Genomic DNA, 16,527 nt, shown 5'->3' on the forward strand with positions numbered 1-16,527 from the left:
AAACCTAATCTTAAGGCCCGAACCTTACAGCGTTTTAATGCCAACCTTACAGCAACCTTAAATTTAAAAATAAATACAGCCCCAACAAATGGGGCCGGAATTCGCAGCCGATTCGGGCAACTGTGCGGGGATCATCCCGAACAGGCACAAAAAAACCCCGGGACGCTGGTTAAGCGTTACCCGGGGGGTTTGCAATTGGATGTGCTATTTGTTGGTTACGGCCGACTTCTCCGCCTTCAGCAGCTTGCGGACGAATATCCAGCTGGCGATCGGCGACGCGCCGAGGATCAGCATCAGCACCGTAATGGTCAGCGGCGTCTTGCTCACCATCAATACGGCGATAAAAATAAACGTCCCCAGCAGCCGGCCGGCCATCAGGCTCAGCTCGCGCAGGACGACCAGCTCGACCCGTTTCTCCACCGTTTCGTCGCTTGTGCCCATCAGGTCAAACCCCGACGATATCATCGGCAAAATGTACAGCGGCATAAACACGGACGTTCCGATCCCGAACACGAGCAGCGTGCCGTAGCCGGTTTTCCAGAGCAGCGGGACGATGACGATCCACAGCAGCAGCGCTCCGACAAGCATCCCGGCGCTCCGGAACTTGGGCTTGAACCATTTTCCGGCAAGCCAGTATGTCAGGAGCGAGATGGCGGACGTGATCAGGGTAAACTGTCCCAGCTTGGACTCCTGTTTCGTCGCCACGAAAACGAGCAGGCCGATCAAAAAGGCGAACACGCCTTCGCGCACCCCTTGCGCAATCAGTCCCGGGGCCATAAGCCGCCACGGATTTCCTTTGCTCCGCAGCTGCGCGATCGGTTCCATCCAATGATAGCCGCTGCCGTTTTTCCGCTTTTTCAGAAAAAAGCTTAACACGACGCAGAGACCGTAAATCGCCAGCGAAATGGTAAATACGACCCGGTATCCGCGGTCGCCTTTGAGCCATGTAATCAGCAGCCCCGAGAACCAAGGGCCGACGATGCCGGTCACCGATCCGAGCAGCCCGACCCAGCCGTTGAACAAATCGCGGTTGGCCCGGTCGGTCACTTCGAAATACACCACGTTAAACGAAAGCCAGAAAAGTCCCATCGCAATGCCGAGCAGCAGCCCCAGCGGCCAAATCCACCGGACGGCGTGAGGGCCTGCCCATAAAACGAAAAGATAAAACAAACCCGAAAGAACGATGCCTGCACGCAGGGCGTTCATCTTGTTGTATTCTTTCACCCATTTGCCGCCCAGCCAGAAGGTAAGCCCGACAGCCACCTGCTGGGCGACGGTGAACCAGCCGATCATCGCGTAATCCTGCTTGCTTTTCCATAAGTATACATTCAAAAACGTGCCGGAAAGGGCTCCGGCCAACACGATCAACCCGTTCACGGCCAGTAAAAGCAGCGATTGGCGGTTCAAATGTGCCGTCGTTTTCATAAGTCCCCCCTTTGGATCGCCGGACATGCTCGGTCTTAACATGCCCCAAAGGGAGGGATATCATTTTGAAAATTTCAAACCATTCGGTTGGTGCAGATCAGGCCTTTTCCCGGCTTAAATGATCCACCATGCGCAGCCGGTCTTCCTCGGTCAAATTGGTTTCGACATGGAAGCAGCCGGTGCAGATATACATATTGACCCGGAAAGGGGGCTGAATGACCGGGGACTTCAGGGCGCGATATTGCGCGGGTTTAAAGCCGTCTCCCGTCACTTCCTGCGTGCCGGCCAAAATCATGTAATCTCGGCATTTCGGACATTCGGGCACTTCTTCCTGTTCATCCAAAATCTTTTCCACGGTTTCCTCGTAATTCATCAAGTCGTGGCTTTCTTCGAATTTATCCAGCGTACGGATGGAAGGAGGGAGACTGTGACGCATATCCTCTTGCCCCCAAAACGCCGCAGCGTCCTCCTCATCGGCTTCGTCTTCCCAATCCACCTGCTCTTCGGGTTCTTCTTCCTCGTCGCCGAGCTGGATGTTCAGCGTACGGTACCCTTTCAATTCGTTCTGGCAGTGCGGACAGGTATCCTCCGGTCCAATTTCTTCGTCCCAGACGATCTCCGTCTGGCACCAAGGGCAAACGGTCGTTTCCATTGCCATTCATCTCCTCAATGATTCATTAAATAATAGATGCCAACGATAAAAAAGATTAAAGCGGCCACGAATAAAATTCTTATCAGGTTCTTCATGTTATCCCCCTAATAAATGCAAGCGCCGATCACGTAAGACAAGGATACCGAGATCAGCAGGGAAATGATCCCTACCGCGCGGTTATCCTTCCGGATTTCCTCGTCGACCGAAAAAACCGGAGTCAAAAACTCGAACAGCAAATATGCCGCAAACAGCAAAACAAAACCAAAAAACGCCCACTTCATCGTATCGTAAATGGAGGTTTTCGCCTCGATGCTGTACCTCAACACGTTGCCGATGGCGAAAATTTTTCCGCCGGTCGCCAGAGATGCCGCGACATTGCCGCGGCTGATCTCGTTCCAGCAATTATATCTGGCCACCAGCTCAAACAGGTACAAAAATACGATCAAACCCAATATGGCTACCGAAAAATAACCGATCAGAATCCCAAGCGGATGGGAAAGCATCTGATCTACCCAGTTTTTCATCGTCCTGCCTCCTTCATATCTGCCCGCAGCTGCAGCCGGCAGCAACCGGCCGTTTACTTCAGCTCCGCTACCGTCACGCCGGTTCCGCCTTCGCCATAATTGCCCAGACGGAAGCTTTTGACGTGTTTATGCCTGCGCAGATAATCCGTAATCCCTTTCCGCAAGATGCCGGTGCCTTTTCCATGGATCAGGTAAACCTGCCCCAAATTGCCCAGGAAAGCTTCGTCGATGAAGCGGTCGACTTCGATCAACGCCTCTTCGAGATTGGCGCCGCGCAAATCCAGCTCGCTCCGGACATTCTCGTCCCGGGTCCGTTTGACGGTCGTTGCCTGGCGCTGAACCTGCTTGGCTGCCGCTTCATGCGTCTGAACCAGCTCCAGGTCGTCCAGACTGACTTTCATCTTCATGATGCCGAGCTGCACGACGGCTTCCTTCGATCCGGCCAGCTCGACGACATGGCCTTTCTGATTCAGGCTGTACACCATAACCTCGTCGCCCGCTTCGATTTTCCGCGGAGCTTTCGGCGTGTTTCGCGCTCCCGATTTTTTGCGCTGCTGCGGTTCGGCATCCTCCAGCCTTTTCCGCGCGGCGATCAGCTTATGCTCTTTGACCGAAGCGCCTTCTTCTTTCGCGAGCTGCCGAAGCTCTCCGATGATTTCCTCGGCTTCGCGTTTCGCTTTGGCAATAACCTCTTTCGCCTCGGCCTGCGCTTTTTCGATGTAGCGGTCGCGCTGCTGCTCGAGCTTCTCCAGCTCCTGCTGATGCCGGGTGCGCAGCTGCTCCATCTCCTGGCGCAGCTTTTCGGCTTGCTCCCGCTCCACTTCCGCGCCAAGGCGGTTTTCCTCGAGGGAAGCGATCATATGCTCCACGCGCTGATCCTCTTCATTGACTTGGCCGCGCGCAAAATCGAGGATTGGGTTCGGCAGCCCGAGCCGTTCCGCGATCGCAAACGCGTTGCTTCGTCCCGGCACGCCTACGAGCAGACGGTAGGTCGGGCTGAGCGTATTGACGTCGAATTCCATGCTGGCATTGATGACGGATTTCCGTTCATAGGCATAGGCCTTCAGCTCGCTGTAATGCGTCGTTGCCACCATGCGGCAGCCGGTCCGGTGAATGTGCTCCAATATCGCGATCGCCAGCGCGGAACCTTCCGCAGGGTCGGTGCCCGCGCCGACCTCATCCAGCAGCACCAGGCTTTTTGGCGTCATGTTTTTCAAAATACGGATGATGTTCGTCATATGGCTTGAGAAGGTACTCAGGCTCTGTTCGATGCTCTGTTCATCCCCGATATCGGCGTAAATGGCGTCGAAGACGCAAAGCTGGCTGCCTTCCTCGGCAGGCACGAACATCCCCGACATCGCCATCAGGCTGAGCAAACCGATCGTTTTCAGCGTGACCGTTTTGCCCCCGGTATTCGGCCCCGTCACGATGATCGAGGTGTAAGAGTTCCCCAGCTCGACGTCGATCGGGACGACCTTTTCCATATCGATCAGCGGATGGCGCCCTTTGCGAAGCTTCAGGAACCCCCGGTCGTTCATGATCGGCTTGGAAGCTCTCATGGCATGGGCCAGACGGCCCTTCGCAAAAATAAAGTCAAGCTGGCCGACCAAATCCAGGTCGAACAGCAGCAAATCCGCTTGCTCCCCGACTTTGGCCGTCAGCTTCTGCAAAATGACTTCGATTTCCCGTTCTTCCTTCATCCGGGTCTCGCGAAGTTTGTTGTTCATCGCCACGATCGATTCCGGTTCGATGAACAAGGTCGCGCCCGAACCGGATTGGTCATGCACGATCCCGCCGAAATACGAGCGGTATTCCGCTTTTACGGGGATGACGAACCGGTCGCCGCGGATCGTAACCAGCTGATCCTGCAGCATTTTTGCGACGGACGAGGAGCGGATCATGTTATCCAGCTTCTCGCGGATGCGCACTTCGCCGGAACGCAGCTCGCGCCGGATCTGGGCCAGCTCGGGACTCGCCGTATCCAGCACCTCCGCCTCATCCGATATGCACGCTTTGATCGCGTCTTCCAGCGCTTTTTGCTCCGAAATGTTTTCGCTGATGCCCGCAAGCAGCGGAAGCGGCTCGTCTTCATTCATTTGGGAAATGAAACGTTTGATGCGTCTTGCCCCGTATGTCGTGTTGCTGATCGCCAGAAGCTCGTGGGGATTCAGCGTGCCGCCGATTTTGGCCCGTTTCAGGGCCGCCGATACGTCGCTGATTCCGCCAAAGGTCGGCGTTCCTTTCAGCCGCTCCACGGTGTACGCCTCATCCGTGGCCTGCAGCAGCCTTTTGACGGATTCAAGGTCGGTATCCGGCCTTACGTTTTCCGTGATTTGTTTGCCCATGGAGGTTTGGGTATAGCCGGCGCATGTATTTAAAATCTTGCGGTATTCCAATGTATGCAAAATTTTATCGTCCAAGAAATTTCACTGCTCCTCTCATGCATCGGGATGGCCAGAATACGATAGCTTCTCCATCCGCCTCGATTCTGCAATCCCCATATCGCTTTTATTATATACGAAACGGCTGCGCCTTCGCTATTTGCAAGTCAAACGCTTGATTCCGGATTATTCCGGATTTCCAATAAATCCGGCCAAGCCCGGTACATAACATTTTATAAATTGAATACAATAAACGATGCATACAGAACCCATTTCCTAATGAACGTAAACAGGACGCATTATGAAATGGATTCATATTACGTATCTTTTACGCAAAGGAGGCCAATTGCATGCATTTTCTGGGTCATGTCGTGCGATTTATCGTTTCTGCGATTGTGCTTATGATTGTCGGCTGGATCGTTCCGCAATTTTCCGTGGGTGGATTCTGGAGCGCCCTGCTGTTGGCCCTGGTCATCGCATTGCTTGGCTGGGTCATTGAAGGAATCTTCGGTAAACGAGTCACGCCGTTCGGTCGGGGCATTGTCGGTTTTATCGTCAGCGCGCTGGTCATTTACATCGCCCAATTCATCGTTGGCGGCGTCAGCGTCACCATCCTTGGTGCGATCCTTGCCGCTCTCGTGATCGGGATTATCGACCTGTTTATTCCGGTTTCTGCCTTCAACGCAGCCAAAGACCGTAAATAACGCTCAAGCGAAAACACCCCGTTCCATGGAACAGGGGTGTTTTCGTCTCGCCCGGCCCTAAGCTCAGATGGAAGCGACCTTGCCTTGGGGCGAGTCGGCCGGAATCGCATCGGAAACCGTCACCACTTTGTTTTTACCTGTCCGCTTGGCTTGATAAAGAGCGCTGTCGGCCTTGCGGAACAACGTTTCCTTGTCGTCCCCCGGCTGGTAATTGCAAAGTCCGATGCTGACGGTGACCGGAGTGCCTTTCATGTTGGAAAGCTCGACGACGGCGATCTCTTTTCGCAGCTCTTCCGTAATGCGCTCCGCCTCCGCCAGCGTTTTATCCGCAAAAATGACCGCAAACTCTTCCCCGCCGTAACGGGCCGCGAAGTCATTCGGCGTCATGATGGAAGTGATCGTCGACGCCACTTGCTTCAGCACAAGATCGCCGACCCAATGTCCGTACGAATCGTTGACCTTTTTGAAACCGTCGATATCGATAATCGCCAGCTGCAGCGGCAAATGATATTTCTCCGAATGCTCCAGCAAAGCGTCAAGGTATTCATGAAACGTTTTATGATTGTAAAGTCCCGTCAACGCATCCATTTTGAGCAGCTTGTCCGAAATGGTTTTTTCGACCAGCAGCTGCTGTTCCGATTTCATTACCGTTTTCAAATAGGCGAAAAATTCCTTGACCCGGATCAAAATGGTTCTCCCGAAAATCAGGCAGACCACAAACACGCTTTCGACCTGGATGAATTCCGGGATCGGTTTCTCGTACAGCGGGCGTTCCAGCAAAAAATAGATCGGAACGTACATCAGTATCGTAAACATGCCGAAGCCGTACATCATTCTCCGGTCGAAATACACGATCGAAATCAACACCGGGAGCAAAAGCGCCACCTGAGAACCGTCCGCGGCCGGCTCCATAATGAAATAAAACAGGTACGAGATCAAAAACCCGCATGCCACTATGGCTTTTTTATGATGTTTCGTCCAGCGCCGCAGCCACGTTTCCGTCATCCCCAGCAGCAATAAGGTTAGCCCGTTGGAGCACAAAAGCCGGGGCCAGAACATGCCGCCTTTCTCAGCCACCCCCTGCGGGATTCCGCCGAACAGCAAAAAAACGGCCTGCGCCAAGAGAAACATCCCCATGACAATCCAGTAAGCATTTAATATTTTTCGGTGCCACCGATCCTCCAAAAGAACATTGTTCCCATCCATGAAAAAGTCAATCCCCTACTCTTTAGGAAAGAATAAATCTTGCAAGGAATAACAAATGAAATCGTGATTATCATTATAGCTTACCGTCAGGCCAAAATACATCTTTAATTGTAAAAATATTGAAAATCAGGCTGATATTCGTTCGATACGGGCGGCAACCGGCGCCGAGTTCACCAATTATTCAAATGCCGATGGCTCCGCGCTTCCATTTTTGGGGTATGATGACTACTAGAATCGTTACTTCAAATTTAATGCTTTGAGGAGGGTCCATCTTGAAAAAGGCCATTGCTTTGGTTCTTTCCTGCACGCTTCTCTTGGTCCTTGCCGCTTGCGGGGAGAAGAACAAAAATGCTTCGTCGCAAGACAGCGGTGTCGCCGAAACGGGCGTCGCCCCGAGCGAAGAACTGGTCATCAAAGCGACCAATTATGCGTTCGATAAACAGGAATATCATCTCAAAAAAGGGGTTCCCGTCAAAATCACGTTCGAGAATGAGGAAGGCACCCACGGCGTATTGATCCCGGGTCTCGAACTCCAGCTCGACAATAAACATAAATCCCAGGTCGTGACGCCCCAGAAAACCGGCACGTTCGAAATGACCTGCTCGGTATTTTGCGGTGCCGGCCATACCGCGATGATCGCCAAGGTGGTCGTCGACGAATAACCCGGCGCCGGGAGACGCCGCAAAACAGTCCCGTAAAACCAACGCTGTCTTTAAAGGGTTTGGTTTCGCGGGACTTGGGCGGTTCGACGGCTTCAAGCAAATCCCCCTACGAAAACTGCAGGGAGGAACTTCAACGATGATGTTCCTGCTTGCCCGGTTTGTAGGGGGATTTGCGTCTTTTTAAATCGCAACAATCAGCTTTGGTCCTGTTCGATCAATTCGATCCATTCGTTATATTCCGTTTGCAGCTTGGCATATTCATCCTGAAGCAAGCTGTGTTCTTTTTGCAGTTCCTCCGTTTTTTCCTTCTGGAGTTCAAGCTCCGCTTGAAGGAGCCGATATTGATGGGCTACGAGCTCAAAGCTTTCGCCGACTTCGCGCAGCTCGGCGGCGGCGCGCTCCTTTTCGTCCTGCAAGCGGTCCAGCCGTTCTTCCCCTGCGGCGATCTGGCGCTGCCATTCCGCAAGTTCGGCTTTCAGTTCCTGCTCTTTGCTGTTCCAATGCTCCTCGCGACTCATCATCTCTTCCAGCTTCTCCTGGTAGGACTGAATCGCCAGCTCGCTGCTGCGAAGCAGTTCGCGCTGCTCGTTTTCCCTGTCGGCCGCGTCGTCCAGCATCCGCGTCAGCTCTTCCACCTTGCGGACGGCCTCATCCTTTTCCTCCAGCACCAGCAGGTATTCGATTTCGGTGTCTTCCTGCTGCCGCTTCGTTTCGGCAACCTTTTGCTGCAGTTCCTCATGTTGTTTTTGCAGGCCCTGATACTGCTGCTTCAGGTTTTCGTACTGCTTCAAGTGCTCCTGATAGAGCCGTTCCATGTCGCCCTGTTTCTGCCTGAAATCGTTGGCCTGGCGTTCCGCATCCCGGTAGGCCGCCTCGCGATCCTCAAGCTCGCTCTGCAGCCGCTCGCACTGCTCGCCCAGGTCGGCCAGTTGGTTCAGCAGCTCATCCAGTTCGCGAAGGCGCTGGTCGTATTGGTCCCTGAGCACCTCGTGCTGCTGCAGCGTTTCGCCATGCTGGCGCTGCAGCTTCCGGTACTGCTCTTCTTTATCTTCGATCGACTGCCGGAGCTGTTCAAGCAACGCTTCTTGCTGCGCCGCGGTCTGCTCCAATGCGGCATGCCGCGTTTCATGTTCTTCCAATGCCGCCTGCAGGTTGGCCCGCTCGGCTTGGCTTGCCTCAAGCGACTGCTGGAGCCGCCCGGATTGGGCTTGGCTCTCGTCTAAAGCCCGCTGAATCTGCTCATGCAGGACTTCCTTCTCCTCCAGCGTCTGCCGAAGCTGAAGTTGTTGCGCTTCCTTCTCCTCCAGCGTCTGCAGAATCCGATCCTTTTCGGACTGGTTCTCTTCGAGCTTCCGTTGGAGATTCTGATATTGTTCTTCCTTCTCCTTCAAAGTCTGCCGAAGCTGACCATACCGGGCTTCGTTCTCCGCCAGCGTCTCCTGAAGCTGCTTATATCGACCTTCGCTTTCTTCCAGCATCTGCAGAAGCTGATCGCTTTCGGTTTGACCCTCTTCGAGCTTCCGTTGAAGATCACGATGTTGTTCTTCCTTCTCCTTCAACGTCTGCAGAAGCTGTTCGTACCGGGCTTCGTTCTCCGCCAGCGTCTCCTGAAGCTGCTTATATCGACCTTCGCTTTCTTCCAGCGTCCGTTGAAGTTCGATGTATTGATCTTCCTTCTCCTTCAGCGACTGCTGAAGCTCCCCGTACCGGGCTTCGCTTTCTTGAAGATTCCGCTCAAGCTGCTGCCGAACGCCGTTTTGCTCGCTCAGCGACTGCTGAAGCTTCTCGATCAGCCCATGGCTCGAATCCAGCTGCTCCTGCCGTTCACGGAGCTGCAGCTCCTTGGCCGCAAGAAGCTCCTGCTGCTCCTCGATCGACAGTTCCTGCAGCTGCAGCGTTTCGTCCAGGTCCTCGAGCTTTTGGTTCTGGTATTCGATCTGCCGCTGCTGCTGTTCCAGCCGGGCCTGCTGCTCCTCGTAGTTCCGCTCTGCCGATTCCGCCTTCCGGATTTCCTCCGCGAGCTGCTCCTTCAGAACGCTCAGTTCGTCATGGAGCGATTTCATGCCCGCTTCCAGCGTATCGTTCTGCTCTCCCGCCTCCAGCAGACGGAGTTCCAAATCGCCGATTTCTTCTTTTTGCTTGTCGGCTTGGCTGCGCCAAGAGGCTGCCTCGGCAGCCAGCTTCTCAAGCTCCGCTTTCTGCTTCTGGGCGGATGCGCCGTATTCTTCAAGAAGTTTTTGCATCCGGCGATGCTCCTCTTCCGAAAGCGCCGCTTCTTCTTTGAGACGGTTGATCTGACCGTTCAGCCGAACCTGCTGCTCCCTGAGCGTCTTCAGCTCGGTCTGGGAGACTTCTTCCTTCTTCAGCGCAGCCTGGTGCTGCTCCTGCAGCTTGGCATACGCGTTTTTCGATTGCTGCAGCTCCTCTTGCAGACTGCGGAGCTTCCCTTGCAGCTGGGCGTTTCCTTCCCGAAGCTCGCTCAATTGCTTGTTTAAGCCATCGATGGCCGCCTGATGTTTTTGCTCCGCCTCGCGCAGGGAAGCCTCATGCTTGTCGCGGGCTTCCTTTAATGCGGCCAGATGTTTGTCTTCGGCGGTTTTGAGCAGCTCCTGCTGTTTCTGCTGCGCCGCTTGAAGCGCCGCGGCATGCCTCTTCTCAAGCTCCTGGACCGCCGTTTTATGCCGCGCTTCGAGCGATTGCCGGTCTCTTTGGTACTGCTCGGCCGCCTGCTTCTCCTTCCGCTGCAGCGTTTCCTTCATTTCCGTTTCCTTCTTGAGCAAAGCGCGCGCTTCCTCCAGCTCTTTGCCGAGCGAAGCCCGGGTTTTCTGCAGTTCCGCGCCAAGCGAGGTTTTCGTGTCTTCCAGCTGCTTCTTCAGCTCCGCCTGCTCGGTTTCCCACTGCTTGCGAAGCTCCTCCTTTTCCTTGACGCTTGCATGATGTTCTTCCCTAAGCTTTTCGTAAAGCTCCTGCTGCTCGGCGCGGAGCGTATGGAGCTTCGCCAGCTCGCTCCGCAGCTCGCTTCTTTCGCCGGTCAGCATTTTGACCTCGTTTTGAAGCTCGTTCACCTGAAGGGCTTCCTCGGCCATATGTACGGCTGTCAGCACGGCAAGCTTCATCGTATCGAGCCGGGCGTGGTTTTTGGAAATGGCGTTCATCCGCTCATCGACGTAAGCGGCGATCTTTTTCATATAGTCGGCACTGCTGCCCACCAATTTATAAGAAGTCCCGTAGATCTCTACGGAGACGCGTGTACGATCGGGTGTAGTCACTGCTTGCGCCCTCCTTCATATGTGTGTTGGTCTGAGATGTCTGTTCTTTTCGCAAAAAAAGCCACATCGAATCGTTATGTACATGGATTCGATGCGGCTTTGTTCAATTCCTGCTATTTTCTCAATTCTGCATGAAAAGTTTGCTCAAGCCGGGTGACTACGGCTGCATGCGCTGCGGATACCTCTTCATCCGTAAGCGTACGTTCGTTGTGGCGGTATACCGTCGAAATCGCGACGCTCTTTTTGCCTTCGCCGAGCTTACTGCCCGTATACACATCGAATACCTGCACGGACTGCAGCAATTCTCCGGCCGCTTCGCGGATGGCTTCCAGCATCGCTCCGGCTTCCACGCTTTCGTCGACTACGACGGCGATGTCGCGTTCGGATGCCGGGAAGCGAGGAAGCTCGCGGTATCTGATGTCTTCGCTCGTATGATCATATAACGGCTGAAGCAAAATTTCCGCCGTGTATACATCGCCAAGGTCGCGCTCCTGCTGAAGCTGCGGATGCACCTGGCCCATCGTACCGATCAGAATCTGCTCCGTGCCGTGCTGCAAATAGACGGAAGCGGAACGGCCCGGATGGTATCCCTCCGGCTGGTTCGCCACGTAACGGATGACGTCCTCCAAGCCGAGGAATTCGAACAGCGTTTCCAGCGCGCCTTTCAGGTCGAAGAAGTCCACGCTCTCCGGTGCCTGATTCCACTGCTTATCCACGCGGTTTCCGCACAACATCAGCGACAGCACCGGCAGCTCCTTCGGCTGAACCGTCACCTGTTCCTCCTGCGTATAGAACACGTTCCCGATTTCGAATACGGCAAGGTCGTTTTGCTTGCGGTTGGCGTTATACGCGGCAACGTCGAGCAGGTTCGGAATAACGCTGGTGCGGAGGACGCTGCGCTCCTCGCTCATCGGCATCAGCAGCTTGACGGCATGGCTGCCCTCGGTCAAGGCCGGGAACAAGCGGGTCGTATCCGGATGCGTGAAGGAATACGTAATGACCTCCTGCCATCCGCCATGCGTAAACAGCTTGCGGATATCGCGGCGAATCGCCTGCGCCTTCGTGTAAGCGCCCGGCGTCGTTTGGCCTTCGATCGCCGTCGTCGGGATGTTGTCGTAGCCGTACAGGCGGGCGATCTCTTCGATCAGATCCACGTCCAGCGTAATGTCTCCGCGCCGCGTCGGCACTTTAACTTCAAGCACGCCCTGCGCGGTGTCCGCGCAGCTGAAATGAAGGCGATTGAAAATCGTTTTGACCTCCAGCATCGACAGGTCCGTCCCGAGGAAACGGTTCAGCTTGTCGAACGAAAGCACGATCACCTTCTCTTCGGTTTGCGCCGATCCGGCTTCCACGATGCCTTTATGAATCGCGCCGGACGCATAACGGCAGATCAGCTCTGCGGCCCGATTAAGCGCAGGAATGACGGCGCTTGGATCGACTTCCTTCTCGAACCGCAGGCTCGCTTCGGAGCGGAGCCCCAGCTGTCTGGACGTTTTCCGCACCGTACCGCCGTCAAACTTGGCGGATTCCAGCAGGATGTTCACCGTGCCGTCCGTTACTTCGGAATTCAGTCCGCCCATGACGCCGGCAAGCGCGACCGGTTTTACGCCGTCGGTAATGAGCAGCATATGCGGCTCCAGCTTGCGTTCCTGCCCGTCCAGCGTGACCAGCGTTTCGCCTTCCTTGGCAAGGCGGACGTCGATCGCGCCGCCCTCCAGTTTATCCGCGTCAAACGCGTGCAGCGGCTGGCCGTATTCCAGCATGACATAGTTCGTGATATCGACGATGTTGTTGATCGGTCGCACGCCCGCGGCCATCAACCGGTTTTGCATCCACTGCGGGGACGGCCCGATCTTCACGTTCGTAATGTATCTGGCGGCATAGTGACTGCATTGCTCCGGAGCGCTGATTTTAACCGAAATATGGTCGGCCGCCGCGTCGCTGACTTCAACCAGTTCCTTTTCCGGCTTCGGCAGCTTCACGTCCCGGCCGAGAATGGCCCCGACTTCATAAGCCGCGCCGATCATGCTGAGGCAGTCGGAACGATTCGGCGTCAGGTCGAATTCCAGCACCTTGTCGTCCAAGCCAAGTACCGTTCCGATCGGCGTGCCGACCTGTACGTTCTCTTGCAGCACAAGGATGCCTTCCTGCTGTTCCTTCGGCAAAAGCTTGTCGTTCATGCCGAGCTCTTTCGCCGAACAAATCATCCCTTGCGACGCGACGCCGCGCAGCTTGGCTTTCTTAATTTCCAGCCCGCCTGGAAGCTTTGCTCCGACGAGCGCCACCGGCACCTTTTGGCCTGCCGCGACGTTTTTCGCGCCGCACACGATCTGCAGGTCTTCTTCTTGTCCGGCATCAACGATGCAGACGTTCAGCTTATCCGCATCCGGATGTTTTTCCTTGCTTTTTACGTAGCCGACAACGACCTTCGAGACGCCTTTGTTGCGGTTTTCGATTTCATCGATTTCGATCCCCGCGCGCGTGATTTGTTCGGCAAGCTCTTCGGCCGCCACGTTTTCAAGCGAAACATAGTCCGCTAACCATTCTGTTGATACTTTCATCCCGGGTCCCTTCCTTCTTTCCTGATTTCATGTCCGTTCGCAGTTTCCCTTATCGGCGGGCGAACTGTTTCAAAAATGCCATATCCCCATTATAGAAATGACGAATGTCGTCAATGCCGTACTTGAGCATCGCGATCCGGTCCGGCCCCATGCCGAAAGCGAATCCGCTGTATACCTCAGGATCGTAGCCGCCTTTGCGCAGCACTTCCGGGTGCACCATGCCGCACCCCAAAATTTCGAGCCAGCCGGTCTGCTTGCACACGCGGCAGCCGCTGCCTCCGCATCTTGCGCAGGTCACGTCCACTTCGGCGCTTGGCTCGGTGAACGGGAAGAAGCTTGGACGCAGGCGGATTTGGGTTTCAGGCCCGAACATTTTTTGCACGAACTGGAGCAGCGTGCCTTTCAGGTCGCTCATCCGGATATTTTCGCCGATGACCAAACCTTCGATCTGGTTGAACTGGAAGGAGTGCGTCGCGTCATCGTCGTCGCGGCGGTACACTTTGCCCGGGCAAATAATTTTGACAGGCACATGCCCCTCCATTTTTTCCATCGTCCGCACTTGGACAGGCGACGTTTGCGTCCGCATCAAAATGTCTTCCGTAATGTAGAACGTATCCTGCATGTCGCGCGCCGGGTGGTTTTTCGGCAGATTCAGCGCTTCGAAGTTGTAATAGTCCGTCTCCACTTCCGGCCCTTCGGCGATTTCATAACCCATGCCGATGAAAATTTCTTCGATTTCCTGGATGACCCGGTTCAGCGGATGAACGCCGCCCTGCTTCATTTTGCGTCCAGGCAGCGTCACGTCGACTTTTTCCGCCTGCAGGCGTTTTTCCGTTTCGGCTTTCTGGAATGCTTCCTGTTTCGATTCGATGACCGCTTCAATCGCGCCGCGCACGTCGTTGGCCACCTGGCCGATGACCGGGCGTTCCTCCGCGCTCAGCGCGCCCATGCCCCGCAAAATTTCCGTCAGGGCGCCTTTTTTGCCTAAATATTTGACGCGCAGGTCATTCAGCTGCTGCACGTCCTCTACTCCCTGCAGCTGGTCCAGAGCTTCCTGCCGCAGCGCTTCGAGTTTCTCCTTCATCTTTTTCCTGCCTCCTTCTCAAAATGAACGTACCGCTTCCGCTCCAAGGGCGATTCGGCATGCCTCCCCGCAAGCGGAGAGGAGCAGCGCAACCGAACCGTATCCCTGAAACTTTACAGAAAACAAAAAAGGCCTTTTCTCCCGAAAAGGGACGAAAAGACCGTGGTACCACCCTTGTTAGAACCGCGCATCGCCCGCGAACGGACTCGCCTGTTCTCACTCTGATTCGTCGTTAACGGCACGAAAACCGGTTTCCCCTACTGCCCCGTGCCGGCCGCGCCGGACAAAAGGTTCAGGGAACTGCTCCGGAGGGAATTTCGGCAGCCCTGTCCCTGTAGAAACGCTCTCAATCTCCGGCGTCTCCTCCCTGTAAAGCGGCACTGCGTACTTGTCTCCATCATGGCATTTGCTTTTGTTGTTGAACATCATCGTATGACGTTTATTTCATCTTGCACACTATAGTCAACTATTATAAGCAAAAAGGGCGGCGGTGGCAAGTCACCGCCCCATTCGGTCAGTGTCAAGCTAGCGTGGGCAGTCATTTAAGATGCCTGGAACGCGAACCCCGAAGGAACCTCTTCCTTGTAAGCGCTTTGCTTCGTTCTTTCATCAAACACAAGTGATTTGTCAGAATTTTTTGCCGTTATCCGCGAAGTGCTTTGAGTGCCATACCCGTTGTGCTGCTTTGCTTCGGTCCTTGCAGCATGCGAATCATTCCAGCGATACAACCCTTGACCGGTTGCGTCACGTTCTTGAGCAATTGCCGCATGTTTATCGACTGCTGCGGCGTTGCCTGCTTACTCGCTTGTCCTTCAACCGTTCTTACCACCGTGCCCGCTTCTTGAATCCTCATCATCGTCCTCAGCATCGCCCTGACGCCTCGCTCACTCCAACTGTACCCGCCACGCTTCGTCCGCTTGGCGAATATACGCATCTGCGATTCCGCGCTTCCCATCGGGCGCATGCCGCTTGTGTCGATCCCCTTCGCCTGGAGTGTTTTTCGGTAGTCGTCCAAATGCTTCTCATGCCGCTTTAGAAATCTTTTATACGGCTTCCAATCCTTCCGGTTCTCTTCCGCTATCTCTTGCTCCGACACGCCTTCCAGGACCGCCATAAGCGCGGCTGCATCCTGTTTGGCCAAAGACCGTCTCACGGTCTCCCACACCTGCGGCAAATGACCAACAAAGCGTTTCAAATCACGCGCCACATGAAAGCGGTCCAGCATGTACAGACATTGGTGAAAGTAGGATGTACATTCCCCGATCCACGCCGCGCCGTCTCCGTTCACCACAAGCCACGTGTTCTCGTCGATTTCGTAACGCTCCACCAGAAAGTCCCCGAACCCTTCCCAGAAGTCGCCGCCGCTCGTATGCAGGTAATGCTGTTTGTTCTTCAGCTGTACCCGCTTGCCGTTCTTCTCCCAGCCTTCGTGTACGACTGCAATTGCGTTCTCCATCCCGCGCTTTTTGCTCCGCTGCAGCTTCGTGTACAGCCCATCCACTTCCACGAACAGCACGCGGGCAGCGCGCCGTTTCACCGCTGGCATCGGCTGTTGCGCACGCTCCATCAGTTTTTCCCTGATCGCTTGGTGGCTCAGCACATTGTAGCCCAAAAGCTGCTCCAGCCGCTTTGCGCTGTCCCGGTACGACGGTCCTTGGCTTGCGAATGCGATTGCTGTCTCTTCCAAATGCGGACTGACTTTCCCGCGCCCTTCGAATTGCAACAGCTGATCCAGCAGATACACGTGTTTGCCGCTTCTACGGTCACAGTACAATCTCCGCTTAAAGCGCACATTCCCGAACACTGTGTTGACGCTTGTTTCACGCTCGTCCTTTACTCGATAACGCTCTCGGTCCCGTTGCTCCAGGATCTGCTGATCCAGCGCCTCCAGCACCTGCTTCATCGCACGAGCGAATTCCTCCTGCATTTTCCGGAAAATCCATTGCTCAATCTCTTTCATCGTCGGCATTATTGTGGTAAAGTGGCTCACAGGAGCTTCCTCCTTCTTGGTGTGTTGTGCGTCAAACATCACTTTACCAAGGGAGAAGCTCTTTTTCTA

At 54.9% G+C, this 16,527-nt stretch carries 11 protein-coding genes; 2 read left to right on the forward strand and 9 right to left on the reverse strand.

What is annotated here, in order from left to right:
• Positions 1 to 204: 204 nt before the first annotated feature.
• From MKY58_RS20890 to MKY58_RS20905, 4 genes are all read right to left on the reverse strand, one after another.
• Positions 205 to 1,425 carry an MFS transporter gene (locus MKY58_RS20890; protein WP_339321933.1) on the reverse strand — a complete coding sequence of 407 codons (1,221 nt, stop codon included), beginning with the start codon at positions 1,423 to 1,425 and terminating at the stop codon, positions 205 to 207.
• A gap of 97 nt (positions 1,426 to 1,522) precedes the next feature.
• Positions 1,523 to 2,077, reverse strand: coding sequence for a hypothetical protein (locus MKY58_RS20895; RefSeq protein ID WP_339321934.1), 555 nt, complete (start codon positions 2,075 to 2,077; stop codon positions 1,523 to 1,525).
• Positions 2,078 to 2,181: 104 nt separating this feature from the next.
• Complete coding sequence (locus MKY58_RS20900; protein WP_339321935.1) at positions 2,182 to 2,601, reverse strand: DUF350 domain-containing protein; 420 nt, start codon at positions 2,599 to 2,601, stop codon at positions 2,182 to 2,184.
• A 53-nt stretch (positions 2,602 to 2,654) separates the two neighbouring features.
• Complete coding sequence (locus MKY58_RS20905) at positions 2,655 to 5,021, reverse strand: endonuclease MutS2 (protein WP_339321936.1); 2,367 nt, start codon at positions 5,019 to 5,021, stop codon at positions 2,655 to 2,657.
• A 311-nt stretch (positions 5,022 to 5,332) separates the two neighbouring features.
• On the opposite strand from MKY58_RS20905, the gene MKY58_RS20910 reads away from it, so the two are divergent.
• Positions 5,333 to 5,686 (forward strand): phage holin family protein, encoded by a 354-nt coding sequence (locus MKY58_RS20910; RefSeq protein WP_081992225.1) that lies wholly within the window; start codon positions 5,333 to 5,335, stop codon positions 5,684 to 5,686.
• Positions 5,687 to 5,749: 63 nt separating this feature from the next.
• On the opposite strand, the gene MKY58_RS20915 is transcribed toward MKY58_RS20910, so the two are convergent.
• Positions 5,750 to 6,892 carry a GGDEF domain-containing protein gene (locus MKY58_RS20915; protein WP_212949081.1) on the reverse strand — a complete coding sequence of 381 codons (1,143 nt, stop codon included), beginning with the start codon at positions 6,890 to 6,892 and terminating at the stop codon, positions 5,750 to 5,752.
• 272 nt (positions 6,893 to 7,164) lie between these two features.
• Here MKY58_RS20915 and MKY58_RS20920 point away from each other — a divergent pair, with 272 nt between their 5' ends.
• Positions 7,165 to 7,554 carry a cupredoxin domain-containing protein gene (locus MKY58_RS20920; RefSeq protein WP_036708543.1) on the forward strand — a complete coding sequence of 130 codons (390 nt, stop codon included), beginning with the start codon at positions 7,165 to 7,167 and terminating at the stop codon, positions 7,552 to 7,554.
• Between the two features lie 194 nt (positions 7,555 to 7,748).
• Here the strand turns inward: MKY58_RS20920 and MKY58_RS20925 are convergent, their stop codons facing one another.
• The 4 genes from MKY58_RS20925 to MKY58_RS20940 form a co-directional block, all read right to left on the reverse strand.
• The gene (locus MKY58_RS20925) at positions 7,749 to 10,823 is read right to left on the reverse strand and encodes a hypothetical protein (RefSeq protein ID WP_339321937.1); all 3,075 of its coding nucleotides are present in this window, start codon (positions 10,821 to 10,823) and stop codon (positions 7,749 to 7,751) included.
• Positions 10,824 to 10,936: 113 nt separating this feature from the next.
• Positions 10,937 to 13,384 (reverse strand): phenylalanine--tRNA ligase subunit beta, encoded by a 2,448-nt coding sequence (pheT, locus tag MKY58_RS20930; RefSeq protein ID WP_339321938.1) that lies wholly within the window; start codon positions 13,382 to 13,384, stop codon positions 10,937 to 10,939.
• 49 nt (positions 13,385 to 13,433) lie between these two features.
• Entirely contained in the window at positions 13,434 to 14,468 is a 1,035-nt protein-coding gene (gene pheS, locus MKY58_RS20935) for a phenylalanine--tRNA ligase subunit alpha (protein ID WP_339321939.1), read from the reverse strand.
• Between the two features lie 643 nt (positions 14,469 to 15,111).
• Positions 15,112 to 16,458 carry an ISLre2-like element ISTco1 family transposase gene (locus tag MKY58_RS20940; protein ID WP_339320778.1) on the reverse strand — a complete coding sequence of 449 codons (1,347 nt, stop codon included), beginning with the start codon at positions 16,456 to 16,458 and terminating at the stop codon, positions 15,112 to 15,114.
• Positions 16,459 to 16,527 lie beyond the last annotated feature (69 nt).

The sequence above is a fragment of the Paenibacillus sp. FSL W8-0194 genome (assembly GCF_037969745.1).
Lineage (GTDB): Bacteria > Bacillota > Bacilli > Paenibacillales > Paenibacillaceae > Paenibacillus_AQ > Paenibacillus_AQ cookii.